At 49.4% G+C, this 25,249-nt stretch carries 22 protein-coding genes and 1 pseudogene; 7 read left to right on the top strand and 16 right to left on the bottom strand.

Going from position 1 to position 25,249, the window contains the following annotated elements:
* Positions 1–167: 167 nt before the first annotated feature.
* The 3 genes from pflA to adhE form a co-directional block, all read right to left on the bottom strand.
* Positions 168–911, bottom strand: coding sequence for a pyruvate formate-lyase-activating protein (gene pflA, locus ACLB09_RS02785; RefSeq protein ID WP_410768222.1), 744 nt, complete (start codon positions 909–911; stop codon positions 168–170).
* 74 nt (positions 912–985) lie between these two features.
* On the bottom strand, positions 986–3,256 hold the full coding sequence (pflB, locus tag ACLB09_RS02780; protein ID WP_410768221.1) for a formate C-acetyltransferase: 2,271 nt from the start codon (positions 3,254–3,256) through the stop codon (positions 986–988).
* Between the two features lie 252 nt (positions 3,257–3,508).
* Positions 3,509–6,124, bottom strand: a complete 2,616-nt coding sequence (gene adhE / locus ACLB09_RS02775; protein ID WP_410768220.1) for a bifunctional acetaldehyde-CoA/alcohol dehydrogenase — start codon at positions 6,122–6,124, stop codon at positions 3,509–3,511.
* Between the two features lie 401 nt (positions 6,125–6,525).
* Between adhE and ACLB09_RS02770 the strand changes: the two genes are divergently transcribed.
* Positions 6,526–7,242 (top strand): Crp/Fnr family transcriptional regulator, encoded by a 717-nt coding sequence (locus ACLB09_RS02770; protein ID WP_410768219.1) that lies wholly within the window; start codon positions 6,526–6,528, stop codon positions 7,240–7,242.
* Positions 7,243–7,477: 235 nt separating this feature from the next.
* On the opposite strand, the gene ACLB09_RS02765 is transcribed toward ACLB09_RS02770, so the two are convergent.
* The 10 genes from ACLB09_RS02765 to ACLB09_RS02720 all read right to left on the bottom strand — a co-directional run bounded on the left by ACLB09_RS02765 (position 7,478) and on the right by ACLB09_RS02720 (position 17,434).
* Positions 7,478–8,257, bottom strand: a complete 780-nt coding sequence (locus ACLB09_RS02765; protein WP_410768218.1) for a formate/nitrite transporter family protein — start codon at positions 8,255–8,257, stop codon at positions 7,478–7,480.
* Positions 8,258–8,305: 48 nt separating this feature from the next.
* Positions 8,306–8,647 (bottom strand): nitrite reductase small subunit NirD, encoded by a 342-nt coding sequence (gene nirD, locus ACLB09_RS02760; protein WP_410768217.1) that lies wholly within the window; start codon positions 8,645–8,647, stop codon positions 8,306–8,308.
* Positions 8,648–8,679: 32 nt separating this feature from the next.
* On the bottom strand, positions 8,680–11,115 hold the full coding sequence (gene nirB / locus ACLB09_RS02755; RefSeq protein WP_410768216.1) for a nitrite reductase large subunit NirB: 2,436 nt from the start codon (positions 11,113–11,115) through the stop codon (positions 8,680–8,682).
* Positions 11,116–11,345: 230 nt separating this feature from the next.
* A complete protein-coding gene (gene ric / locus ACLB09_RS02750) occupies positions 11,346–12,056 on the bottom strand; it encodes an iron-sulfur cluster repair di-iron protein (RefSeq protein ID WP_410768215.1) in 711 nt (236 codons plus the stop codon).
* 182 nt (positions 12,057–12,238) lie between these two features.
* Entirely contained in the window at positions 12,239–12,805 is a 567-nt protein-coding gene (locus tag ACLB09_RS02745) for an NAD(P)/FAD-dependent oxidoreductase (protein WP_410768214.1), read from the bottom strand.
* Positions 12,806–12,863: 58 nt separating this feature from the next.
* Positions 12,864–13,181 carry a winged helix-turn-helix transcriptional regulator gene (locus ACLB09_RS02740; RefSeq protein WP_114495021.1) on the bottom strand — a complete coding sequence of 106 codons (318 nt, stop codon included), beginning with the start codon at positions 13,179–13,181 and terminating at the stop codon, positions 12,864–12,866.
* Positions 13,182–13,388: 207 nt separating this feature from the next.
* Positions 13,389–14,357 (bottom strand): sugar phosphate isomerase/epimerase family protein, encoded by a 969-nt coding sequence (locus ACLB09_RS02735; protein ID WP_410768212.1) that lies wholly within the window; start codon positions 14,355–14,357, stop codon positions 13,389–13,391.
* Between the two features lie 63 nt (positions 14,358–14,420).
* The gene (locus ACLB09_RS02730; protein WP_410768211.1) at positions 14,421–15,503 is read right to left on the bottom strand and encodes a Gfo/Idh/MocA family protein; all 1,083 of its coding nucleotides are present in this window, start codon (positions 15,501–15,503) and stop codon (positions 14,421–14,423) included.
* Entirely contained in the window at positions 15,496–16,266 is a 771-nt protein-coding gene (locus tag ACLB09_RS02725) for a sugar phosphate isomerase/epimerase family protein (protein ID WP_410768210.1), read from the bottom strand. The genes ACLB09_RS02730 and ACLB09_RS02725 overlap by 8 nt, the downstream gene beginning before the upstream one ends.
* A 61-nt stretch (positions 16,267–16,327) precedes the next feature.
* The gene (locus ACLB09_RS02720) at positions 16,328–17,434 is read right to left on the bottom strand and encodes a Gfo/Idh/MocA family protein (RefSeq protein ID WP_410768209.1); all 1,107 of its coding nucleotides are present in this window, start codon (positions 17,432–17,434) and stop codon (positions 16,328–16,330) included.
* A 145-nt stretch (positions 17,435–17,579) separates the two neighbouring features.
* Here ACLB09_RS02720 and ACLB09_RS02715 point away from each other — a divergent pair, with 145 nt between their 5' ends.
* Entirely contained in the window at positions 17,580–18,401 is an 822-nt protein-coding gene (locus tag ACLB09_RS02715; protein ID WP_410768208.1) for an AraC family transcriptional regulator, read from the top strand.
* Between the two features lie 91 nt (positions 18,402–18,492).
* Here the strand turns inward: ACLB09_RS02715 and ACLB09_RS02710 are convergent, their stop codons facing one another.
* Complete coding sequence (locus ACLB09_RS02710) at positions 18,493–19,200, bottom strand: TerC family protein (RefSeq protein WP_410768207.1); 708 nt, start codon at positions 19,198–19,200, stop codon at positions 18,493–18,495.
* Between the two features lie 365 nt (positions 19,201–19,565).
* Here ACLB09_RS02710 and ACLB09_RS02705 point away from each other — a divergent pair.
* Positions 19,566–20,057, top strand: a pseudogene (locus ACLB09_RS02705) (TVP38/TMEM64 family protein); the annotation flags it as partial.
* 210 nt (positions 20,058–20,267) lie between these two features.
* On the top strand, positions 20,268–21,236 hold the full coding sequence (gene msrB / locus ACLB09_RS02700) for a peptide-methionine (R)-S-oxide reductase MsrB (RefSeq protein WP_410768983.1): 969 nt from the start codon (positions 20,268–20,270) through the stop codon (positions 21,234–21,236).
* Between the two features lie 100 nt (positions 21,237–21,336).
* On the opposite strand, the gene ACLB09_RS02695 is transcribed toward msrB, so the two are convergent.
* On the bottom strand, positions 21,337–21,918 hold the full coding sequence (locus ACLB09_RS02695; protein WP_410768206.1) for a CGNR zinc finger domain-containing protein: 582 nt from the start codon (positions 21,916–21,918) through the stop codon (positions 21,337–21,339).
* A gap of 140 nt (positions 21,919–22,058) precedes the next feature.
* On the opposite strand from ACLB09_RS02695, the gene ACLB09_RS02690 reads away from it, so the two are divergent.
* Positions 22,059–22,553 carry a DinB family protein gene (locus ACLB09_RS02690; RefSeq protein WP_410768205.1) on the top strand — a complete coding sequence of 165 codons (495 nt, stop codon included), beginning with the start codon at positions 22,059–22,061 and terminating at the stop codon, positions 22,551–22,553.
* A 67-nt stretch (positions 22,554–22,620) separates the two neighbouring features.
* Positions 22,621–22,803, top strand: coding sequence for a DUF2188 domain-containing protein (locus ACLB09_RS02685; RefSeq protein ID WP_410768204.1), 183 nt, complete (start codon positions 22,621–22,623; stop codon positions 22,801–22,803).
* A 51-nt stretch (positions 22,804–22,854) separates the two neighbouring features.
* Here the strand turns inward: ACLB09_RS02685 and ACLB09_RS02680 are convergent, their stop codons facing one another.
* Positions 22,855–23,517, bottom strand: coding sequence for a YitT family protein (locus ACLB09_RS02680; RefSeq protein ID WP_410768203.1), 663 nt, complete (start codon positions 23,515–23,517; stop codon positions 22,855–22,857).
* A 452-nt stretch (positions 23,518–23,969) separates the two neighbouring features.
* On the opposite strand from ACLB09_RS02680, the gene hmpA reads away from it, so the two are divergent.
* The gene (hmpA, locus tag ACLB09_RS02675) at positions 23,970–25,172 is read left to right on the top strand and encodes an NO-inducible flavohemoprotein (protein WP_410768202.1); all 1,203 of its coding nucleotides are present in this window, start codon (positions 23,970–23,972) and stop codon (positions 25,170–25,172) included.
* The last annotated feature ends 77 nt before the right edge of the window (positions 25,173–25,249 follow it).

Raw genomic sequence — 25,249 nt, 5'->3', positions numbered from 1 at the left:
ATTATAGAAAGCGTCTCCATTTCTGATAAGGAGGACATTTTTCTATTCTGGGGATAATATCATCTAATCGACAAAAAGAAAGCGGTTAAACTTGACATGTATCGTCGAGTTTAACCGCTTTTTTGTGAAAAGTAAATATTAATGTCATATTATCTTACATACTAAACCTATTTATGAGATGATTCCAGTTGTTGTCTTCCCTCTTCAATGAGGCGATTAGCACGGTCAATTTCTTCCGGCGTAGGTGAAGGTACCCCCTCCAACGGATAGTCCCAACCAAGCTCTTGCCACTTGAAGACACCCATTTGGTGATAAGGGAGAATTTCAAATTTCTCGACACCTTGCAGCTTGCCGATAAAACGGCCGAGGTTCAGCAAGTCTTCCTCATCATCGTGAATGCCCGGAACGAATACGTGCCGTATCCACATGTTGCGTCCGTGATCCGACAGCCATTCGGCCATCTTGAGCATCCGGTCGTTCGGTTTGCCCGTCAGCTTGATGTGCTTCTCATTATCGATATGTTTCAGATCAAGCAGAACGAGATCCGTTACATCGAGAAGATCTTTGATTTTGTCCCCATCATTATAACCGTTCGTATCCAGCGTAGTATGCAAATTCCAGCGTCTCTTGGCTTCGCGGAACAATTCGGTTACAAATGGAGCCTGCAGCGTCGCTTCCCCGCCTGATACCGTCAACCCGCCGCCTGAAGAACGGTAGTAGTTGAGGTAGGGTTCAATTTCGGCCAATACCTCTTCCACGGTCATTTCTTTCCCGTCCGTCAGGCTCCAGGTATCCGGATTATGGCAATACTGGCATTTAAGCAGGCAGCCCTGCATAAAGAGTACGAAACGAATACCCGGGCCATCGACCGTTCCGAAAGTTTCCAATGAATGTATGCGACCTTTAAGCATTTTTCGTCACCCTTCCTGATTCAGCTGCCTTAGATGAAAGCTCAAACTAATATTACTCTACTACCCGGGCGTTATTACATCGAACCGTGGAAGGTCCGGTTAATAACGTCAAGCTGTTGCTCACGGGTCAATTTGATGAAGTTAACCGCATATCCCGAAACGCGGATCGTCAACTGCGGATAGTTTTCCGGATGTTCCATCGCATCCATCAACTGTTCACGGTCGAAGACGTTGACGTTAAGGTGATGTGCTTTGCTACCGAAGTATCCGTCCATCATCGATACCAGGTTCGATTTGCGGATTTCAGCTTCTTTACCAAGTGCCTTAGGCACGATCGAGAAGGTGTTCGAAATTCCGTCCAAGCTGTGTTCATACGGCAGTTTGGCTACGGAGCTGAGCGATGCCAGCGCACCTTTCTTGTCGCGGCCGTGCATCGGATTGGCGCCTGGAGCAAAAGGTTCGCCCGCTTTACGTCCATCCGGTGTAGTTCCTGTTTTCTTACCATATACAACGTTCGATGTAATCGTCAATACCGATTGTGTCGGCATAGCATTACGGTAAGTTTTGTGTTTACGAATCATGCTCATGAACGATTCAACGAGATTTACGGCGATTTGGTCGACTTTGTCGTCGTTGTTGCCGTAGCAAGGGAATTCGCCTTCGATTTCAAAATCAACAGCGATGCCTTGTTCGTTGCGGATCGGTTTAACTTTAGCGTATTTGATCGCGCTCAGCGAGTCGGCCGCTACGGACAAGCCGGCGATACCGCAAGCCATCGTGCGGAGAATGTCGCGGTCATGCAGCGCCATTTCGATCCGTTCGTAGCAATATTTATCATGCATATAGTGAATGACGTTCAGCGTGTTCACATACAGTTTAGCGAGCCATTCCATCATTGGTTTGAAGCGTTTCATGACTTCGTCGTAATTCAGGTATTCGGAAGTGATAGCCGGGAATTCAGGGCCTACTTGAGCGCCGGACTTCTCGTCTTTACCGCCATTGATCGCGTACAACAGAGCTTTCGCCAGGTTGGCGCGTGCTCCGAAGAACTGCATTTGCTTGCCGATTTCCATGGCGGATACGCAGCAGGCGATACCATAATCGTCGCCGTAGATCGGACGCATCAAATCATCATTTTCATATTGGATCGAACTGGTTTCGATAGATACTTTAGCGCAATATTTTTTGAAGGCTTCAGGCAATTTTTCAGACCAGAGAACCGTCAAGTTTGGCTCCGGAGCAGGACCCAGGTTATAAAGAGTATGCAGAAAACGGAAGCTGTTCTTCGTTACTCTAGTCACGCCGTTAACCGACATGCCGCCGATCGATTCAGTAACCCATGTAGGGTCGCCGCTGAACAGATCATTGTAATCCGGAGTACGCAGGAATTTGACGATCCGCAGTTTCATAACGAAATGGTCAACCAATTCTTGAGCCGCTTCTTCAGTCAAAGTTCCTTCAGCCAGATCGCGTTCGATGTACGCGTCAAGGAAAGAAGATACACGGCCAAGCGACATTGCCGCTCCGTCCTGCTCTTTGACTGCTGCCAGGTAACCGAAGTATACCCATTGGAACGCTTCTTTTGCATTTTCTGCCGGTCTCGAAATATCGAAGCCGTACATTTCGCCCAGTTGTTTCAATTCGCCCAAAGCGCGGATTTGTTCGGAAAGTTCTTCGCGGAGGCGAATCACGTCTTCGTCAATCACATCGACTTCAAGGCTCTTCAGTTCGCTTACTTTTTGTTTAATCAGGAAATCCACGCCATAAAGCGCTACACGGCGGTAGTCACCGATAATGCGGCCACGGCCATATGCATCGGGAAGACCTGTAATAATACCAGCTTTACGGGCAGCTCTCATATCGGAAGTATAAGCGTCAAATACGCCTTGATTATGCGTTTTGCGAATCGTAGTAAACATATCAACAATCTCGCCCGGCAGGTCGAATCCGTAAGCTTTGCAAGCGTTGATAACCATGTTGATCCCACCGAAAGGATGGATCGTGCGTTGGAAAGGAGCTTCCCCTTGCACGCCTACGACTTGTTCTTTGTCTTTATCCAGGTAACCAGGAGCATGGGATACGATTGTGGAAGGCTTGTTGAGTTCAACGTCAAGTACGCCGCCGGCTTCTCTTTCTTTCTTGGTCAAATCGGAAATGATATCCCAAAGCGCTTTAGTGTTATCCGTTGCGCCTTTCAAGAAAGATTCGTTGCCTTCATAAGCCAGAATGTTGGTCTCGATGAAATCGCGGGTATTTACTTCCCGCATCCAGGTTCCTTTTTTAAAACCTCTCCAAGCTGTTTGAACTTCTTGCGTTTTTTGTACTTCTCTCTCAATCACCGACATCTTAATCCCTCCATATATATTTTGTAGTACGCGGTTTGAAGGTTTATACCGCGCCTCATGATCCCTAAAATTTGTGATAATTTTCACAACTTCGACACTGATAAGCCCTTAGATTTAGTTTCGAATCCACTGTACTCACCATTGTACGGGGGATCATTTATATTATTATCATATAATAACCCCTATAGAAAGAGTGTGACAAATATCACTTTTGAAGTGATATTTGTCACTTTTTTCAACCTAAATGTTCACTTATTCTTCAAATCTTCCGTAGAAAGCATCACGGTAAACATCAGCCAATTCGGTTACGAGCGGAAGCTTCGGATTTGCTGTTGTGCATTGGTCTTCAAAAGCACGGTCTGCCAGGTAATCTACGCGCGATTCGAAATCTTTCGCATCGAAACCGAGCTCTTGGAAAGTTTCAGGAATGCCGAGTTTCTTATTCAGATCGCGGATGGCGTTGATCAAGCTCTTCACGCCTTCTTCCGTTGTCCGTGCTGGCAGTCCCAGAATGCGGGCGATTTCTGCATAACGCTCGTCAGCCACGAAGTGGGTGTATTTTGGCCATGCTGCGAATTTCGTAGGCTTCTTAGCATTGTAACGGATAACGTGCGGCATCAGGATCGCATTAGTACGGCCATGCGCGGTGTGATATTGTCCGCCCCATTTATGCGCCAAGCTGTGATTAATGCCCAGGAATGCGTTCGCGAAGGCCATACCGGCTAAAGTCGAAGCGTTGTGCATTTTTTCGCGGGCCAGCTTGTCGCCGGTCAAAGCCGATTTCTCGAGGTATTGGAATACCAATTGGATGGCTTTGATCGCAAGACCGTCCGTGTAGTCGCTCGCCATAACCGATACATAAGCTTCGATAGCATGAGTCAGAACGTCCATACCCGTGTCGGCTACAGCCACTTTAGGCAAGCTGTATACGAACTCAGGGTCGATGATGGCTACGTCCGGTGTCAACTCGTAATCAGCCAAAGGATATTTCGTGTTGCCATTGATTTTATCTGTAATTACCGCGAACGAAGTTACTTCCGAACCTGTACCCGAAGTGGTTGGAATCGCAACGAATTTCGCTTTGCGTCCGAGGCGCGGGTATTTGTAGATCCGTTTGCGGATATCCATGAATTTTTGTTTCAGGTTGTTAAAGTCGGTATCAGGATATTCGTAGAACAGCCACATGCCTTTTGCAGCATCCATCGGCGATCCGCCACCGAGTGCTATGATGCAATCCGGTTGGAATTTCGACATCAATTCCGTACCGCGTTCTACCGTTGTAGTCGATGGATCCGGCTCAACATCCGAGAATACTTCAATCGCTACCGGAGTTTGACGTTGACGGAGATAGTGCTCCACTCTTTCCACATATCCCAGTTTAACCATCATTGGGTCGGTTACAATCAGTACGCGAGTAATATCCGGCATTTTGGCAAGGTATTGCGTCGAGTTTTTCTCGAAATAGATTTTATCAGGTACTTTGAACCATTGCATATTCACGGTACGACGATTCACCCTTTTCACGTTGATCAGATTGACAGCCGTTACGTTCGACGAAGTCGAGTTACGTCCATAAGATCCGCAGCCCAGCGTCAGCGAAGGCAGGTTCGTATTGTAAATGTCGCCGATACCGCCTTGCGAAGATGGTTGGTTGACGAGAATCCGGCAAGTAGGCATCCGATCCGAATATTTTTGAATGATTTCTTCATTATTACTATGAATTACCGAAGAGTGCCCCATGCCTCCGAATTGAACGACTTCAAGCGCGCGTTCGATGCCTTGTTCTGCTGTTTTAACTTTGTAGCAAGCCAGAACCGGGCTCAATTTCTCTGCGGACAACGGGAATTTAGGACCTACGCCTTCGATTTCGGCTACCAGAATTTTCGTTCCGGCAGGAACATCAATACCGCACATTTGAGCGATCTTCACGGCAGGTTGACCGACGATATTCGGATTCACCGCGCATTTATCTGCAATGATAGCTCCAGCTGTAAGTTTAGCTGCTTCGTCTTTGTTGACAAAGTAACAACCGTTAGCAATCATTTTCTTCTTCACTTGATCAAAAACGGGCTCTTCGATAATAACCGCCTGCTCGGAAGCACAGATCATGCCGTTGTCGAACGTTTTCGAGAGAATCAGGTCATTAACCGCTTGATCCAGATCCGCGGTCTTCTCGATAAAGCAAGGTACGTTACCAGGACCTACGCCGAGTGCCGGTTTGCCGCAGCTGTATGCCGCCTTAACCATGGCCGATCCGCCGGTTGCCAGGATGCAAGCTACGTCAGGATGGTTCATCAGGCCGTTCGTGCGATCCATGGAAGGATTTTCGATCCATTGAATGCAATCTGCAGGCGCGCCGTGCTTAACGGCAGCTTCGAGCAAGATTTTCGCGGCTTCCGCGCTACATTTTTGAGCCGATGGGTGGAAACCGAAAATGATAGGATTACGAGTTTTGATAGCAATAAGAGATTTGAAGATGGTTGTCGAAGTCGGGTTGGTTACAGGAGTGATCCCCATGATGATGCCAACCGGTTCAGCGATCTTTTGGAAACTGTCATAAGGGTTATCTTCAATTACGCCAACTGTTTTGTTGTTCTTGATGCTGTGGTAAATGTACTCGGTCGCAAACATGTTCTTAATGATCTTGTCTTCGTACACACCACGTCCGGTTTCTTCAACAGCCATCTTGGCCAGATACATATGTCTGTCAAGTCCGGCCAGCGCCATGGCTTGCACAATATTATCGATTTGTTCTTGATCCATGCTCATGAAAGCTTCGGATGCTTTCTTCGCCTTGTCGATCAAGGTTTGGATGTAATCTTGTGCAGCGGGCTCGGCTTTTGTCGTAACTTCGTTCTTAACGGCCATTTCTCTCATCCTCCTAAGTTGGGTAATGGATAACCCTTTCTTTCTAGTGAATTTTTTCACGTTCGGGTTTATCCTTATGAAGCGGTGCGCTTCTCTTATGGTCTTAGCATAGCATAGCTGGTTCAATTTGTATAGTGAATTTTTTCACGTACTTTAAAATAGTGAAACTTTTCATTTTATTTTGATTGTTTTTTCAGTTCAAATTTCCATTCGGGCCGCTCTGGGCTTAGATTCTCCTTGTTTTTTGTGATGAATATCTCTTTTTTCAAAAAGTGAAATTAGTCACAATGTTGAAATTTCGACACTTTTTCGGGCTTTACAGTTCCCCCAAAACCGTAAAAACGTTATATAATTAATTTAAAATTTTCAGAAAAATTTGGAACACAAAGGGGAAATCAATAATGAGTGAAATAGTTAGCGCCACCCTGCCCCGCGGCAATACGAGCTGTTTTACAGAACAAAACTTCAACCGTCTTCTCGTCACAATGAAAGAAAAAGCGTATCCCGAAGGAACACATCTGTTCTGGGAAGGCGACTTTTCCGATAAACTGTTCTATATTAAACGCGGACGCGTGAAACTGACCAAATCCACGGACGAAGGCAAAGAGCTGATTCTGTATATGTACGGACGCGGCGATATGGTCGGTCAGGCAGATCCTTTCTTCAGCACGAAGCACAGCTTTACCGCGGAGGTCATTGAAGACAGCGAGATCGGAGTCATTGAGCAAAAGGATCTGGAAATCATGATCTGCCAGCACTGCGATTTTGCCATCGACTTTATGAAATGGATGGGTATCCACCATCGTCTGACGCAAACCAAGTTCCGCGACCTGATGATGTACGGCAAGCCTGGTGCCCTCTGCTCGACCCTGATCCGTTTAAGCAATACTTACGGCGAACAGCATGGCGACAATATCCTCATCAATAAGAAGATTACTCATACCGACCTGTCGAACATGATCGGTGCTACACGCGAAAGCGTCAACCGGATGCTGAGTGATCTGCGCAAGAAAGACGCACTGGAATATGAAAACGGCATGATCGTAATCAAAGACCTCGTTATGCTGCAGGACATTTGTCATTGCGAGCTTTGCCCCAATGAGATTTGCCGGATCTGACCTCGTGTACGACATGGCGGCTCCTCTTTCTTCGTCAATCCGAAATTTCAGCCAAATAAGGACGGCGCAGTAGGTAATCCACTGCCCTGTCCTTTTTGTTTTTCCGGCTCGTGCAATTCGTATTACCGTCCATTAGAAGCATGGCATAACTTCACATCACAGTACCCCGGCAAAAAAAGGCTGCTTTAACGGTCCATTCAGACCTGTTAAAGCAGCCCTTTCCTGTAAGAGGAGGTTATTTCTTGCGCACCGGGGAGATAAACCAGTAGGCCATCCCGACAAAGACAGCACCGCCGATAATATTGCCCAGCGTGACCGGGATCATGTTATGGAACCAGCCGGCCAGAGATACCGTATCCGGATGATTCGGCAGCAGCACGGACAGGCTGAGCAAGGTCATATTAGCTACACTATGCTCATATCCGCTAGCAATAAAGGCATAGAGGCACCACCAGATCAAGACGAGCTTGGAAATATCGTCCTTTGCCCGGTTGGCCATCCAGATTGCGAGACAAACAAGCCAGTTACACAGAATGCCCCGGAAAAAGAGTTCCATTACCGGTGCGCCCATCTTTTTCGCTGAAGCCGCAAATATCAGATGTTCTGGCGCTGCAGTCTTGAACAGTCCTGTACCTACAATAAGTAAACTTAAAATAATGGCTCCCAGCAAATTGCCGAGAAAAACGATGACCCAGTTTTTAAGGGTATCTTTTACCGTAGTCCTTTTTGCTAGAGTACTAGCCGTAAAAAACATATTGTTCCCCGTAAACAGCTCGGAACCGGCGAAGATGACGAGCGTGAGCGCAAGCCCGAACGACATCCCCATAACCATGGTCTGAAACGGCGACTTCGCCGCAGCCAGCGGCGCACCGACGCTAAAGATCAAAATGATGCCCAGACCAACATAAGCCCCGGCCATTAGGGTCGAAACAAAATACCTGGGCAGGCTTTCATTCATTTTCTCTTTCTTTTTTACTGCTGCTTCTACAATGGACTCCACGCTCTGCGTAAACATTGTTATCCCCACTCTCTCCCAAGTGCGTTTCTGTAACTTTATCGCGCGCTATACGGCCTGCAGTTCTCCCGCTGCAATCCATACTTGCCCGTCCTCTACCTTCACCGTCAGCATTTGCGCCTGACCGTTATCCGGAGCCTGGACGAGACCGGTGGTCAAATCGATTTTCCAATCGTACAAAGGATCGTACAAATAATGGCCCGACACGATTCCCTCCGCTAGCGGTCCGCCTTTAGGATGCGGGCTTTCATTTACGGCAGCGAAGATCCGGCCATCGGAGAGGCGGAAGACGGCAATCTGCCGTCCACCGATCTCCACTACGCGTCCGATCTGCACCAGAAATTGATCCAAAGCTCCTACAGGGAAAAACTCGTTTTTATTTATACTCATGTTAGGGCTCTCCTTTCTCTCTCCACCGATAATTACAGTTGATTGCTCATTTCCAAACGGTTAAACAGTTTGCCGCTGTTGTCTCCGTCACGAAGCATTTTCTTCCATGGATCCTCAACTTGTTTCAGGGCGAACTCGATGCGTTCCATCAATGCTTTCCGGTTTTCGAGATCGTCGACTACCACGGCCTTGATCTGTTCCAGCCCGATCCGTTCCACCCACTCCGAAGTTCTTTCCAGATAATTGCCGGTTTCACGGTAGTACTGCATCACCGCACCTACGATTTCAATCAATTCTTCATCGGTCTTCACTTTGCAGAGCGTATCCGCGAGCCGGGCTTTGATCCCGCCGTTACCGCCGACGAAAATTTCCCATCCGCCGTCATTCCCAACGATCCCGATATCTTTCGTGCACGACTCCGCACAGTTCCGCGGGCAGCCATTCACAGCCAACTTAAATTTGGCAGGGAAATCAAGCCGTTCGAATTTGCGTTCCAACGTAGCGCCCATACCCATCGAATCCTGCGTACCGAACCGGCAGAACTGCGAGCCTACGCATGTTTTCACCGTACGCAGCGATTTGGCGTAAGCGTAGCCCGACGGCATGTCGAGTTCTTCCCAGACCTTCGGCAAATCTTCTTTCTTCACGCCGATCAAATCAAGCCGTTGACCGCCGGTTACTTTGACGACCTTCACGTCATATTTCAGCGAGATGTCGGCGATCTTCTTCAGTTCTTCCGGCGTAGTTACGCCGCCGTACATCCGCGGAACGACCGTATAAGTCCCGTCTTTCTGGATGTTCGCGCTCATGCGTTCATTAACGAAACGCGATTCTTTCTCATCTTCATGCGTGTCCGGATTCAGCATACCGAGGTAGTAGTTGATCGCCGGGCGGCATTTCGAGCAGCCCTCCGGCTGGCTCCATCCAAGCACGTTCATAACTTCCTTCGTCGTTTGCAATCCTTTTTCTTTAATCTCTGCTACGATTCCATCACGGCTCATGGTAGTACAGCCACAAATCCCTTGTTTGGCCGATGTCTTGAAGCCGTCACCGAGTACATACTGCAAGATTTGCTCCACTACCGGCTTGCAGCCGCCGCACGAACGGGTTGCCCCGGTACATGCTTTGATCTCATCGACCGTCGTCATTCCCTGATTCGTAATTACGTCAACGATGGTGCCTTTGGTTACGCCGTTGCAACCGCAGACGATTTCTTCGTCCGACATCGTCTCTACCGAAGTTGACTTCTTGCCCCCGTCGCCGCAGCAGCCGGTTCCCATGAGCGAGCCGTACAATTCGTCCGTCATGACCGTTCTCAATTTAATGAGCTTTTGCAGTTCCGCCGAATCCGTAATATCGCCGAACAATACCGCACCGACCATGACGCCGTCTTTCAGCAAGATCTTCTTGTAAGTACGTTTCCAGTCATCTTTGTTTGCGATCACCGTATGCTCAGGACCATCGATGAATTCTCCGGTCGAGAACACATCGACTCCCGAGATTTTCAGTTTGGTCGATACGACCGACCCTTCGTATGGAGGAGCTTCCACGCCGCTGATATGCTTGGCCAGTACCATCCCCTGCTCGAACAACGGAGCGACCAGGCCGTAGCAAACGCCGCGGTGTTCCGTACATTCGCCGACCGAATATACGCCTTCCATCGAAGTTTGCATATAATCGTTTACGACGATCCCGCGGTTGACGGTAATTCCGCTTTCCTTAGCAACCGTTACATTCGGCTTGATCCCTACCGCCATGACGACAAACTCGGCATCGAGCACCGTATCGTCGGCGAACCGGAGGCCTGTGACTCGCGTATCGCCCAGCAATTCGGCCGTTTGCGCACCCATTTTGAATTTGATTCCCTGACGCTCAAGTTCAGCCTTCAACATGCTGGCGGCCTGATGATCGAGCTGGCGCTCCATCAAATCTTCCATCAAGTGAACGACCGTGACATCCATTCCGAGCTGAACGAGCCCTTTCGCGGCTTCAAGACCGAGCAGGCCCCCGCCGATTACGGCTGCCGTGCGGCACGTTTTCGCCGCTTCCAGCATTTGATTACAGTCGGCGATATCACGGAAACCCACCACGCCTTCTTTATCGCTGCCCGGAATCGGTAAAATAAACGAATTGGAACCCGTTGCGATCAAAACTTTATCATAAGGTACCCGCATTCCATCAGCAGTCACCACTTCTTTTGCCTGTTCGTCGATTTTCTGGACAGTAGTTCCCGTATGCAGCGTAATGCCGTTGTCACGGTACCAGTTCAAATCATTCAGTACGATGTCATCGATCGTTTTGCTACCTTCCAATACATACGAAAGCATGATCCGGTTATAGTTGGGATGCGGCTCGCTCCCAAACACCGTAATTTCAAATCTCTTCGTTAATTTTAAAATTTGTTCAACTGCACTAATTCCCGCCATCCCATTGCCGATCACCACGAGTTTTTCTCTATCTGTTCCCATTTTCAGTGTGCCTCCTTCAATTTACAGCTGCTTGTTAGGCTTACTAGACGTTTCAATCTTTATAATGAAATTATAAATTTAAAATTCAAAGTACATTGTGATCCATTTCACACTAAATGTGAATTTTATCACAATATTGTTCAAAAATTTCCGTGTTTTTCTATTGAAAAACACGTTTGTAGCCACTCTCGAGGAGAGAGGGAATCATTGTGTATTCATTTCTAACCTGTTTATTGAACCGTGTACCGGGGAAACAAGATATTATTTTCAAGATGAATATGACTGAATGTCATTCCTTCGAGTTCTTCCAAACGGGCATATGTCGTCCGGTAAGTCGTGCATGCATGCGCCGGCGGCTGAAAATCGCCGGTAATTTCCCGCAAACGTTTCAAAATATGGCCCGCACCCTCGTGCTCCGCCTCAAGTTCATCGATTGCCGTACGAAGCTTTAACAAAACTTGCTGCTCATGCCCAAGTTCCCAATTGATCATTTTCGGAAAAACTTCGGCTTCCTCTTTGGCTGTGTGTTCGAGCAATTCATCGCGAAGCTGGCCATACAACTGTGCTACCTCGAGCAAATGAGGATCATGCTCCCCATGCACGCGGGACACTTTCGTCACGCTTTTTTGAAGCTCCGGTAATTCTTCCCGCAAAAACGCATGATGTTTGTTCACGATATGCCCGATCAGGTCCTCGGAATCGGCATCTATCCACGATTCCCTTTCTTCAGCACTCGGATGCTCCGCCGCGAGCCGGGCCAAATCTGCCAGCAATTCTTCTACTTCGATATTTCTTTCCACTGCCGCTTCTTCAAGAGGACGGTTGCCTCCGCAGCAAAAATCGATTTTGCGACGGCGAAAATAGTCAGCCGACTTTGGAAACTCCAGCACTATGTCCCGGATCAATTTGTCCTTAGCGAAACCCTGCTTGTTCTCGGTCATAACCATTCCCCTCTCTGTTGGTTATTCTTTCTTGTTCAAAGTATACTGAACCTAGCCTATCGTATCTTCAAACCGGGCTTTGTGATTGCGGTCACAAACATTATGTCTAATCTGCGCAAAAAAAGCTTCCCCTGAGTTTTCAACTCAAAGGAAGCGGTAAAACACGTTTGATGCCATTTATTTCACTTTAATACATCATGATCAACGTAGCGTTCGCCGTTCAGTTCACTGATCAGCTCAATGGCTACTCTGGCTCCGTCTCCCGCCGTAATAATCGTGTGAACGCTTACGCCGGCGACCGTGCCTGCAGCCCAAATACGCGGATTGCTGGTGCGCCCGTTTCCGTCCGTTTCAATAACCGTCTTGATTCTCGGCTCTCTGCCCTCTTTGAGTTCAAGCCCGATGCTGCCGGCCAATTCCGTTAATGCCCCTGTTGCCAAAATCACGTGGGAAGCCTCATAGCTGCGGCCGGATTCCGTTTTTACGGTGACTTTCGAACCACCGTTCGTATCCACTACCGTGACTTTCTCTTCGATAAACTTGGCTCCGAACTTTTGGGCTTGCTCCCGACCGGTTTTTAGCAAATCCGGCCCGGAAATGTCCTTGGCTCCATAGTGATTTTCAATCCAAGCCCGTTTCGTCATACTGGCATTGCTGTCCAAAACCAGGGTTTCCTTCCCCGCCTTGGCCAGAAACAACGCCGCGCTTGATCCCGCTGGTCCCGCTCCGATTACTATTACCTCAGCCACAAGTACACCCACTTTCTATATATTTCGCGCCGCTCCGCTACGGGAAAACGGCACGTTCTTACTCAATCCACTGCTCCGCCCAGCACTGCACCTGCTCCATCACAGGATTGAGAGCTCTTCCCTTTTCCGTCAGTTCATATTCGATCCGTACCGGGGTTTCGGGATAGACATGACGGACAACGATGCCTTCCGTCTCCAGGTCCTTCATCCGTTCGGACAGCATCTTGTCGCTCATGGCCGGGATCCCGTTCGAAATATCCTTAAAGCGCTTGGGTCCACTCATTAGCGTACGAATAATCAGACCGTTCCAGCGTTTTCCCAAAATCACAAACGCCGACTCAAAACGCGGACACATTGCGAAATTGTTTTCTTCCATCTAAATTCACCTCTTAAAGTAAGAAACCAATTGGTGGATGTTAAACTTACAATTAGTTAGTATGTTCCATGATAGCATATTTTTTTGGTTATGAACACTTCTGTTCCAATGGCAGATTACTTTAGATTATACAACAACTCCCTGATGAGAAAAACGGCTGCCTCGGCGGCAGCCGCTAATGCTAAGTATATTTCGCTTCAGATCAACTTATACCCACCACATATCCGTAGCGGAATCTTCGATCAGAACCTGTTGGAGATTCCGGACCGCTTTGGTAAAACCTTCTTCCGTGGACATCAACCCGTCTTCATGCTCGATACTGACGACGTAATCATAGCCGTACAGACGCAATGCGCTGATAATGTCCGCCCAGGTTTTGAGATCATGGCCGTAGCCCACCGTCCGGAACTGCCAAGCCCGGTCAAGCATCGCTGTATAAGGCTGCATATCCGTGATCCCGTAACGGTGAACGTTCACCGGATCGATCGTCGTATCCTTGGCGTGGAAATGATGAATCGCACCCGCCCGGCCGAGAATGGAGATCGCTTGAACCGGATCGATTCCCTGCCACCACATATGGCTTGGATCCAGGTTGGCACCGATTACTTCACCGGCTGCTTCGCGCAAGCGAAGCAGTGTCGCCGGCGTGTGCACGGAAAATCCGCCATGCAGCTCCAGCCCGATTTTCACATGATGATCCGCGGCATATTTGCCCCATTCCGTCCAATACGGAATGATCTTATTTTCCCATTGCCAGTCCAAAACTTCCTTAAAATCATTCGGCCACGGAGCCACCGGCCAGTTCGGATACTTCGCGTCCTCATGATCCCCCGGGCAGCCTGAAAAAGTATTTACAACAGGCACTTCCAAAAGCTCGGCCAATTGGACTGTCTTCACATAAACATCATGGAATTCCTTGGCGATCGCTTTTTGCGGATGCAGCGGGTTGCCGTGGCAGCTGAGCGCACTAATGGTCAACCCTCTCGATTCAACCGCTTTTTTGAAATGATCGCGAGCCGCTTTATTTTCCAGCAGTTCATCGGGATTGCAGTGCGAATTGCCGGGATGGCCGCCAGTGCCGATCTCTACCGCCTTTAAGCCTTGGGATGCTACCAGATCCAGCGCTTCCTCCAGAGGACGTCCTCCGAACAATACAAGAAAAACACCCAGTTTCATGTTCATACCTCCTGAAAATGACTTTTATATTCCTAATCTATTATAAAGTACAAATTGCCGGTATTAATCAAAATAAACGGTTTTGCCGGTTTTGGCCGACTCATAAATCGCTTCAAGGATTTCGGTCACGACGAGAGCCTGCTCCGGTTTCACTAGCGGTTCCTTATCTTCAAGGACGGCTTCGACCCAGGCTCTGGCTTCACGGACGGCGTCGGTTTCCTGCTCGCCCTCGAAGAAGGCCACGCCGCCGGAGCCGAAGTCGACCTTCGTTTCGTACAACCGGCTCAGTTTTTCGCCGTTCAGACGCAGCCCGTCGTTCATATCCGCTCCGCCTTCCGTGCCGCACAGCAACGTTCTGGCTTCGCCGAAGTCCAGGACGTTAAGCGCCCAGCTGGATTCCAGGGCGATCGTCGCACCGTTCTTCATAGTAATGAAGCCGAAAGCGGAATCTTCCACCTTAAATTGCTCAGGATCCCACGGTCCGAATGCGTTAGCCGCGTTGGCACGGCCGCCCAGCTTATGGAATACCGATCCGGTAACGCTTTTCGGCTCGTAATTATCCATGAGCCATAACGTCAAATCGAGCGCATGGGTTCCGATATCGATCAACGGCCCGCCGCCTTGCTTCTCTTCATCGAGAAACACGCCCCAGGTCGGCACCGCCCGGCGTCTCAGTGCCAGCGCCTTGCCGAAGTAAATGTCGCCAAGCTCGCCGTTTTCGCACAGCTGCTTCAAGTACAAGCTATCGCTGCGGAACCGGTTCTGATAGGCGATGCTAAGCTTTTTGCCGGTGCGCTTGGCGGCATCCAACATTTGACGCGCCTGCTCAGCCGTTTTGGCCATCGGCTTCTCGCACATGACGTGTCTTCCGGATTCCAGCGACGCTACGGTAATTTCGGCATGGGAGTCGTTCGGCGTGCAGACATGTACCACTTCAACGTCACTTTCCGCCAGCAGTTTGCGGAAATCGCTGTACACCTTTGCGCCTTCGGCTCCGTATTCCGCGGCTGCTTTGACCGCACGCTCTTCAACAATATCGCAAAATGCGACCATTTCCACCTCAGGCTGTTTGGCAAGACTCGGCAAATGTTTTCCGTTAGCGATACCCCCGCAACCGATAATTGCGACTTTTAATGTTTTAGACATTGATTTTTCCTCCGTTTTTTGCGTAATTACGAACCCAGTCCATGCTAGTTGCGATGCTATCCAATGGTTCGTTGGCACAATAATCCTGTTCCACTACGAGCCATTCCGCTCCGTTGGCGATCGCGGCATCCGCTATCGCTTTTACGTCAACTTCCCCTTTACCGAGTTCCACCGTTTCAGGCGAACCGTCGTTTTTGGTGACCATATCTTTCAGATGCAGCAGCGGAAGGCGGTTGCGGTATTTGGAAATGTACTCCAGCGGATCCAATCCGGCAAAGTTGACCCAGCAGGAATCCAGCTCCACTTGAAGATGCTCGGCAGGGACCCGTGAAAAAATAGCATCAAGCACGGTTTCTTCTCCCAGCTTTTGGAGCAGTTCGAACTCATGGTTATGATAGCAAAGTACCAGGCCTTCCTCGGCAATGCGCTTACCGATCGCTTTTATATCCTCGATAACTTCGTCCCAGCGGCTCCGGTCCGCTTCCTCCAAGAACGGAAATACGAGATAGCGGTTGCCGATCGCCTTGTTGAACGCGATTTCTTCTTCCAGCGCATCGCGCAATCGGACATACGGAGTATGTGCCCCCAATACGGCCAATCCGGTTTCACTCAAAATCTCCTTAACTTGCTCAGGAGTTCGTCCGAAAAAGCCGGCAAACTCCACGCCTTGATACCCGAGTTCGGCCACTTTGCGAAGCGTGCCTTCAAAATCGCGTTCCATCGCATCACGAACCGTATAAAGTTGCAAACCAACTTGTACCATTTGGAATCACCTCAATATTTTATTTGTACAAATTATATAGTTGCTGTATTTGCCTATCCATTTAAACAAGTGCGTTAGCCTGAACCAAATGTCCGTCTTCATTGAACTGAAGCCGGGTTGCGCTGACAAGTTCGATACGACTGCCTTCCCGGGAGGAACGCTCGAAGGCATGCATTGCTTCCAGCACATGATAGGCCACCATTCCGTTCGCACGGTGCTCATGACCCGCTGAGATTGCTCTCGCCATATCTTCAAGCCCTCTTCCGCGTTCATTCGGTCCGGACATGAACACCGGCGGAAGTGTCTCCCACTGTTCCGAACCGGAACGGCGGATCTTGACATCACCGTCGAAATAGTTCGGATCCGGAAGCGACAGACTTCCTTCGGTTCCGTAGATCTCGATCCAGGGCAGGCTGCTGCCGCCCACAATGTCAAAGCTTGTCACCATCGTGCCGACGGCACCTCCGGCAAAGCTAAGCGTGCCGCTGTAATGCGTTGCCGTCCGTACCGGTATGGTTTCGAAGGCCCGTGGTCCCGATCCGATGGTCCGCTCCGGAAGCGGACTTGCGACCGTTGCGCTGATGTGCGTGACCGGACCCAGCAGATTCACGAGCGCCGTCAGATAATACGGACCCATATCAAACATCGGTCCTCCACCTTCGGCATAGAAAAACTCGGGATTCGGATGCCAGCCTTCCGGGCCCGCTCCCATCATAAAAGCGGTTGCAGCCACCGGCTTGCCTATGAATCCTTCTCTGATAGCCCGGCGGGCTGTCTCGATCCCGGCACCCAGGAACGTATCCGGAGCACAGCCGACGCGAAGTTGATTGGCCGATGCCATATCCAGCGTTGCTTTCGCATCCGCGAGCGAAATCGACAACGGTTTTTCTACATAGACATGCTTTCCGCTGCCGAGCGCGCTCATATTAATGGAGGCATGGGACGCGGGGATCGTCAGGTTCAGAATGATCCCGATTTCGGGATGCATCAGCATCTCCTCCACCGTGCATACGTTTGCAATCCCGAATTCCCGAGCCCGCTCCTTCGCCTTCTCCGGCAATAAATCCGCAAGGGCATGGATTTTAATTACGTCGCTATTCTCTAGGTTCCTTAAATAGGCAGGGCTGATATTGCCGCAACCGATAATTCCTACTTTCATTTTTGTCATTCTCATCACTCCTCCCGAAGCGATATTGGTGTATGTCGACTCTCCTACATGGTATTTCAAATTGCGTTAATGTAAAATGAATAATATGATTGGAACATGAACAATCTGGTCATTATTTTTAGAGAAGCACAGGAGTACGCCCTTTATGGATCATCTAAACCTGCAAATATTGCTAGCCGGTTATTCGGTGCACCGAAAGCCGTTCCACAGTTACCAGCCCGACGGACTTGAAAGCCATCTGATTCGGCTCCAGACTGCAGGCCGCTGCCGCGCTCGTCTGTCCGGACGGCTGGAGCTCCTGGAACCCGGCGATCTGCTGCTTGTTGAACCGGGTGAGTCTTACGAACTCAAAATCGAAGCCGAGCCCACCCCGCTTGGCGAGACTGCGGTCAACAGCGGAGATTATCATATTTTTTTGGCCGGAGAATGGGTAGATGCCTGGTGGAAGAAACATGTCCGTCCCAAAAAAATCAAAGTTCCACTCTCCGAGGGCATTGTCGGCGCTTTTCGGCAAATTATGCTCGAACAACAGCGGATTTCCAATCCGACGCCTGAAATTGCGGAATACTACCTTAAGATCCTTTGCATGGATATCGACCGGAATCTGCTGCAGCAACCGCTGCCTGCCTTCCCAACCTATCTTGCCCATCGCATCAAAACTTATATCGAGGAAAACGCCGCCTCCCCTTTCAAGCTGGAAGACGCCGCCTCCCACGTCGGAATTAGCGTTTCGCGCGCAGTTCATCTGTTTAAAGAAGCTTTTGATACCAGCATTATTCAATACACGCTCGAGGTCAGGTTAAATATGGCCCGCGAACGGATCATTTTTAGCCCGCTGACGTTAGAGCATGTAGCCGAAAGTTCCGGATTTCCCAGCTACAATTACTTTCACAGGGTGTTTCGCAAGCGATACGGCATGTCGCCGAAGCAATTTCGCCAAACAGCCCGAAACACAGACGGTACCTGAGAATACGTTTTTCACGCCATAATCGACATCAACGCAAAACGCCGCCATATCCATCCTTTACGGGGGATACGGCGGCGTTAACTTTTTGCTCTTATGTCGGCTGATTGCCATGCTTCAGCGTCTGTTCGATTTTGCGCTTATGCTCTTTTTTCTTTTTCATTTGTGTGCCGATGGCAACCACTGCAATAATAGCTATGATTTCAAATCCGTACTTAATGAATCCATTTGCGAACCAGTCATGGATCAACGGCTCCTCGACCAGCATTTTCGCGGCGGTCCAAGCGAGTACGGCCGCTCCGATCGTAATGACGATTGGAAACCGTTCCGTAAGCTTCAGAATCATCGTGCTGCCCCAAACCATAATCGGTACGGATACGGCAAGTCCGACAACAACGAGCAGGAAATCCCCATGCGCAGCGCCGGCTACGGCCAGGACATTGTCCAGCCCCATCATCGTGTCAGCGATAATAATCGTGCGAATGGCCGCCCACATCTGGTTCCCTGCATTAATGTCATGATTTTTCTCTTCGGTAAGCAGTTTGTAAGCGATCCAGAGTAGTGCGAGCCCCCCCACGAGACGAAGACCCGGAATTGTGAGCAGTTGCAGTACAAGCAGCGTCATAATGACACGAACGATGATGGCTCCGAGGGTTCCCCACAAAATAACTTTTTTCTGATCCGCCTTCTGCACATTTCTCGCTGCAAGCCCGATTACGATTGCATTGTCTCCGGCAAGCACGAGATCGATCAGAATAATGGATAGCAAGGCACCCCAAAATTCGACGCTAAAAAAATCCATGTTCTCTCCCCTTTCTGTCCTATACATACTTTGGTTTTTGGCGCAAAAAAAAATACGCCACTGCTCATATTGGGCTTTGGCGTATTTACGCATCAAAGAGACCTTCACCCAATAATCGCCGGGCAAAGGTCTCGCTAACAACTTAAGGTTGCCGATAAAACCGGGGTATGATCCCGTAATGACGACTTTATCGTAACTAGCTACTCCCCTTTGGGAACCATGCATGTTTAATTTGAGGTTATTATAGCATGAACCAACTGATAACGCTAGATTTTTCATAGGACCGTTAGTGAAGGCGAAAGCTTATGAGAGACTCATTTCTTACATTTTATTTGGTATGATAAAGAGAACGGAAAGGAGTCATCATGAAAAAATGGACAGCCCTTGCGGTTTATGCCGCAGCTTTTATCATAGCTTACATGTACAGGGACGCGCTGATGGGATGGATTACCGGCGATCCCCCCGTTTGGAGCCTGCTTGCACTTTCTACCCTGCTGGCTGTCTTCCCTCTAATGCCCTATCGGATCGTCATTGCTGCGGCAGGGTACGTAATGGGCGCTTTAGGCGGCGGCATCGTTACCTTGATCGGCTCCACTCTTGCCGGAGCCTTATTTTACTGGGGTTCCGCGTACGGGTTCCGCGACTCCGCACGAAACTGGGCCGCCCGGTTCAAGCCCCTGGAGCGGGTGACCCAAGCGATACACCAACGCCCTTTTGAAGCGATCGTCGTCTGCAAACTGATCCCCGTACTGCCGCAGACACCGGTCAATATTTATGCGGGGGCTTACGGCATTCCCTTTTATGTCTACCTTTCGGCTTCCGTCATCGGCAAGTTGCCCGGCGTTTTTTTGTATGCTTTTTTGGGTGCCTCCCTGCTGAGCAGTCCATGGACGGCTTTAGGAATAACTGTGCTTTACGGGTTGTTTCTATTGCTCGTTTTGCGGGTTTACAGAAAGAGAAGGCGCGAAAATCAGACCGCCGGTTTTGGCTTTCGCGAGAAAAGCGATATAATGGAAGCCGGAATAACACCTGCAATACTATCCGCAAATCGAAACGGAGGGATCAGCATGAATTCATCGCAAGCTACGGACCTGGAACTTGCCACCTTTGCCGGAGGATGTTTCTGGTGCATGGTGTCACCTTTTGAAGAGCTCCCCGGAATCCATGGGATACTCTCGGGCTACACCGGCGGAATAACGGATAATCCGACTTACGAGCAAGTATGCGCCGGAGGGACCGGTCACTATGAAGCCGTACAAATTACCTTTGACCCAGCGCTCTTTCCTTACAGAAAGCTGCTGGAGCTATTCTGGCAGCAAATCGATCCGACTGATGAAGGCGGACAATTTTATGACCGGGGTGAATCCTATCGGACGGCCATCTTTTATCATAATGAGCAGCAGCGGTTAGAAGCGGAACAGTCAAAGAAAGAGCTTGCGGAGAGCGGCCGGTTCGATAAGCCGATTGCTACGCAGATTTTACCTGCGGCCCGGTTTTATGAAGCTGAAGAATACCATCAGGGATATCATAAAAAGAACCCCGCCCATTACAAGCGCTACCGCAAAGGCTCGGGCCGGGAAGACTTTATCGAGCGCCACTGGTCCGGTCCGGCGAATCCGGAGGAACTCAAAATAAAGCTGACACCGATTCAGTATGAAGTCACGCAAAACAATGCCACAGAGCGACCGTTTACCGGTGAATACTGGGATCATACGGGGGACGGCATCTATGTTGACATCGTATCGGGGGAGCCGCTGTTCAGCTCGCGCGACAAATACGATGCCGGATGCGGCTGGCCCAGCTTTACCCGCCCCCTGCGCGATTACAGCATCAAAGAGAAAACCGATACCAGCCATTTCATGATCCGCACGGAAGTCCGCAGCCGGGAGGGCAATTCCCATCTGGGCCATGTGTTCGACGATGGACCCGAACCTACCGGACTCCGCTACTGCATTAACTCTGCCGCTCTTCGCTTCGTACCGAAAGAAGACCTCGAAAAGGAAGGCTACGGAGAGTATAAATATTTGTTCCAGTAAGGTTTATAGCATTCAAGCTATTGTTAGATAGAAAAATGCGCCGCTGCCGGCATAATTTGTGGCAGGGGCGCATTTTCTATTCTTATGGGGATCTTCAGGCCTACTTGTCCTGTTCGGAGTCTGGCGTCAGGTTCTGTTCCTGCTTCTTTTTTGCCCGAAAACGGCGCACCTTCATCAGATTACCGCACATTTTGTCATCGCAATATTTTTTGGTCCGGTTACGGGTATCATCATAGAAAACCCATCGGCAATCAGGATTATCGCAGATGCGAATCCGGCCGCCTTCCCCTTCGACAATACTCCGTAAAAAACCGGCAGCCACTTCCGCCATCACCTGCTGCCAGTCCTCCCGTACCGGAACCAGACTGATGCCGAGTTCTCCGGCTTCCACCTTCACCTTCCGCTTCACGGGTCCCAAATCCAGAATACAGTTAAGATCCTCCACATCCTCTGCGGTTACTGCGCCGCCAGCGGCACAACGCACCGACATATCATGCAAGCGGCTCCGAAACTCCCGCATGATGCCGACCGTTTCATCATCAGCCGGCACCTGCGCTTTCAATTGCCATTGATTTAAATAGTAGGTTTGCCATTTTTCTTGGCCGAGCCGATCTTCGGAATACCCGCTCCCCTTCCAGTCGTGCCACTCACTATTCAGAAAATCGCTCCACAGCGTCTCCACGTCCATGACCTCCAAAAAAACATGTAACTATCTATACGTAAAATAAGTGGTTACATCCTAACCTTTAATGTGCTACAATTTCATTGTAACCTCTAAAAGCAGATTTAACCAGTTACCATCTACCAAAGGAGATGAAAAAAATGGACATCACTTCCGTGGATTTGCTGTCAATTCAAAAAGACAATACCTGGGATCGTGAAGAATGGATTGTCCCCCTTTCCGTAGCCCTTCAAAGCGTTACCGCCGAACAAGCCGAATGGACTCCTCCCGGAGGGGGCAATTCGATCCGTGAAACCGTGAACCATATCAATTACTATAACAAGCGGATTCTCAACCGGCTTAAAAATCTTCCTTCCGTTCCTGGAGTTCAGAGCAACGAAGAGACGTTTTCCAATCTGGAGCATCCTGCGGGCGTCGAGGGCTGGATCGCGACCTTGGCCGAAACCGAACGGACCGCGTATGAGCTTCACCAGGCCATTTCCGGACTGAAGGAAAGCGATTTGCAGGCTCCTTATTCCAGCAAATCCAGCGACGTGAAGCTAGGTGAGGAATTGTCCCGCTGGCTACTGCATGACGCCTATCATGCCGGACAAATTGTGCTGATTCGCAAACAGCAGGGTTCATGGCGATCCTAGACAAAAGTTTCTTAGCTCTAAATCGGGGTAATGACAAGATATAATTACCGGCAAGGAGGATACCGTCATGCCCTGGAATAAAAATGATTACCCGCCGTCCATGAAGAACTTGGAACCCCGGGTCCGGAATAAGGCGGTTGAAATCGCCAATGCCCTGCTTGACGATGGCTACGAGGAAGGGCGCGCCATTGCCATCGGCACGGCCAAGGCCGAGGAATGGGACAAGAACCACCCGAAAGACAAAGATTAGCCTAAATCCATCCAAGCGCTTAAGTTTACAACAAAAAAAACAGCTCAAGCCTCAGGCTCGAGCTGTTTTCTTTTTCATTCCGTAAGCAATCTTGCGTGGTGCCACTTCTCTCCGGCCGTAAGTAACGGTCCAGGTAATCATTTTCCCGGCGATCAACACCGCCATAATGGTAAACAACGTTTCTTTTAGAGGCAAATAGAGCAATGAGACCATCAGTACGACCGCATCCATCATGATGAACACCGTTCCGATTTTAATGCCGGACCACTGACTTATCATCATCGACAAAATATCATCTCCGCCTGTCGCTCCGCCCGTTCGGATGACGAGACCCGCCCCGAATCCGGTAAGCAGTCCCGACAACAGTGCCGCAAGCGGCAGATTGGCGCCCAGATTCATCGACAACGGCGAGAACTGCTCGCACAATTCGTAAAATACCGAGAACGCCATCGAAGCAACCAGCGTATTCACAATAAACTTCCGGCCTTTCAAAAATAGGGCCACAATAAAAATCGGAACATCCAACACGATCATCGAAAGCGCCGGAGGCAAATCAAACAAATATTTGCCCAGGAGTGCTAGCCCCACAAAACCGCCTTCCGACAATCCATTCTGAAAATTGATGTGATAATACGTAAATGCCAATAAAAATGAACCGAACAACATCGTCAATAATTGCCTGCCGTCAACTTTCCAATCTGTCTTCTTCCTCATTAGGAATCCCTCTTATCGTAGTTTTGTTGACCTTACGGCCATCATTCCCTACGTAAAAGAAGAAAGTCCTTGAGGGCTTCATCCTTCGCATGCTAGCACGCTTCTTTCGTAGGGTTGTTGGCCATAAACCGACGCTCCACGAAATAAGCTAAGTGTAAGAGAGATCACAACGTTTCCAAATCGTCCTTTGGGGATTCGTCCTTCGGGGACACATGGTATCCTGATCCTTTCTGTTTTTGTCTATTCTTATTATAACACAGAAAGAATAATGACTAAACAGCTTGGAACTGCAAATAATAAATTGTCGGCAAAATTGTGATATTTTTCATTGCAATAAATTAAGAATTCACAATTCGGAGGATTTCAGTGTGACGTTGGTCACAATTGCGACGAATTGCAGCCGCCTATACTAGTTAAGTAATCGATTATTTCGAAGAAAGAAGGTATCGATCGTGTTAGATGCAAAGACGATTGAAGTGATCAAATCAACAGTTCCGGTACTTGAAGTACATGGACAAACCATTACAAAACAATTCTATCAAATGATGTTTAGAAACCACCCTGAATTGCTTAATATTTTTAACCACGCCAACCAGCGGCAAGGCAAACAGCCGGCGGCATTGGCCAATGCGGTTTACGCGGCGGCCGCCCATATCGACCGTTTGGAAGAGATCCTGCCGGTCGTCAAAGGCATTGCCCAAAAGCACCGCGCGCTCGGGATTTTGCCGGAGCATTATCCGATCGTCGGCGAAAATCTGTTGGCGGCGATCAAAACTGTGCTCGGAGAAGCAGCAACCGATGAAATTATCGATGCATGGGCCCAGGCTTACGGCGTTATAGCCGATGTGTTTATTAGCGTGGAAGCGGAGATGTATCAGGAAGCCGAGCGGCAAAAGGGCGGATGGCGCGGTTTCCGCCGTTTCGCGGTCGAACGCAAGGTCAAAGAGAGCAAGGTCATTACGTCTTTCTATTTGAAACCGGAAGATGGCGGCGAAATCGCCTCCTACAAGCCTGGACAATATATTACCGTCCGCGTCAAACCGGCAGGCCAGGAATTCACCCATCTCCGCCATTACAGTTTATCGGCTGCCCCGGGTCATCCCTATTACCGGATTACCGTGAAGCGGGAAGACGCCATAAATGACAACCCGGCAGGAGTAGTATCCTCTTATTTGCACCAAGAAATCAATGAAGGGGATATCCTTGAAATCAGTGCACCGGCGGGCGACTTTACTCTGGATCAAAGCAAACAAAATCCGGTAGTCCTGCTTAGCGGGGGCGTAGGTCTTACTCCGATGGTCAGCATGCTGGAAACGCTGCTGGAGGAACATGCCAACCGCGATGTCGTGTATATTCATGCTGCACGCTGCGGAAGCCATCACGCCATGAAGGCACATATCGATCAGCTTACGCGCGATCATGGCGACAGACTCCGCTCCTACCATGTCTACGAATCACCGGCTGCCGGAGAAAGCTGCGACAAGTCCGGCTTCATCGACCTTCCTTGGCTTAAATCGGTCGCTCTTCCGGAAGCCGAATTCTATTTCTGCGGTCCTTTGCCGTTCATGCGGGCTATCAACGGGGCACTTAAAGAATGGGGCGTACCGGAAGACCGCATTCATTTTGAATTTTTCGGTCCTGCGGACAGCCTGTAGGGAACCTCATTTCGCAGCCTGATTAAAAATAAGAACCCCCAAACCATCCGCAACATGAAATGCGGAACCGCTTTGGG

It is taken from the genome of Fontibacillus forbon, from assembly GCF_046559655.1.
Classification (GTDB): domain Bacteria; phylum Bacillota; class Bacilli; order Paenibacillales; family Paenibacillaceae; genus Fontibacillus.
This window is presented reverse-complemented; position numbering and strand designations above follow the sequence as displayed.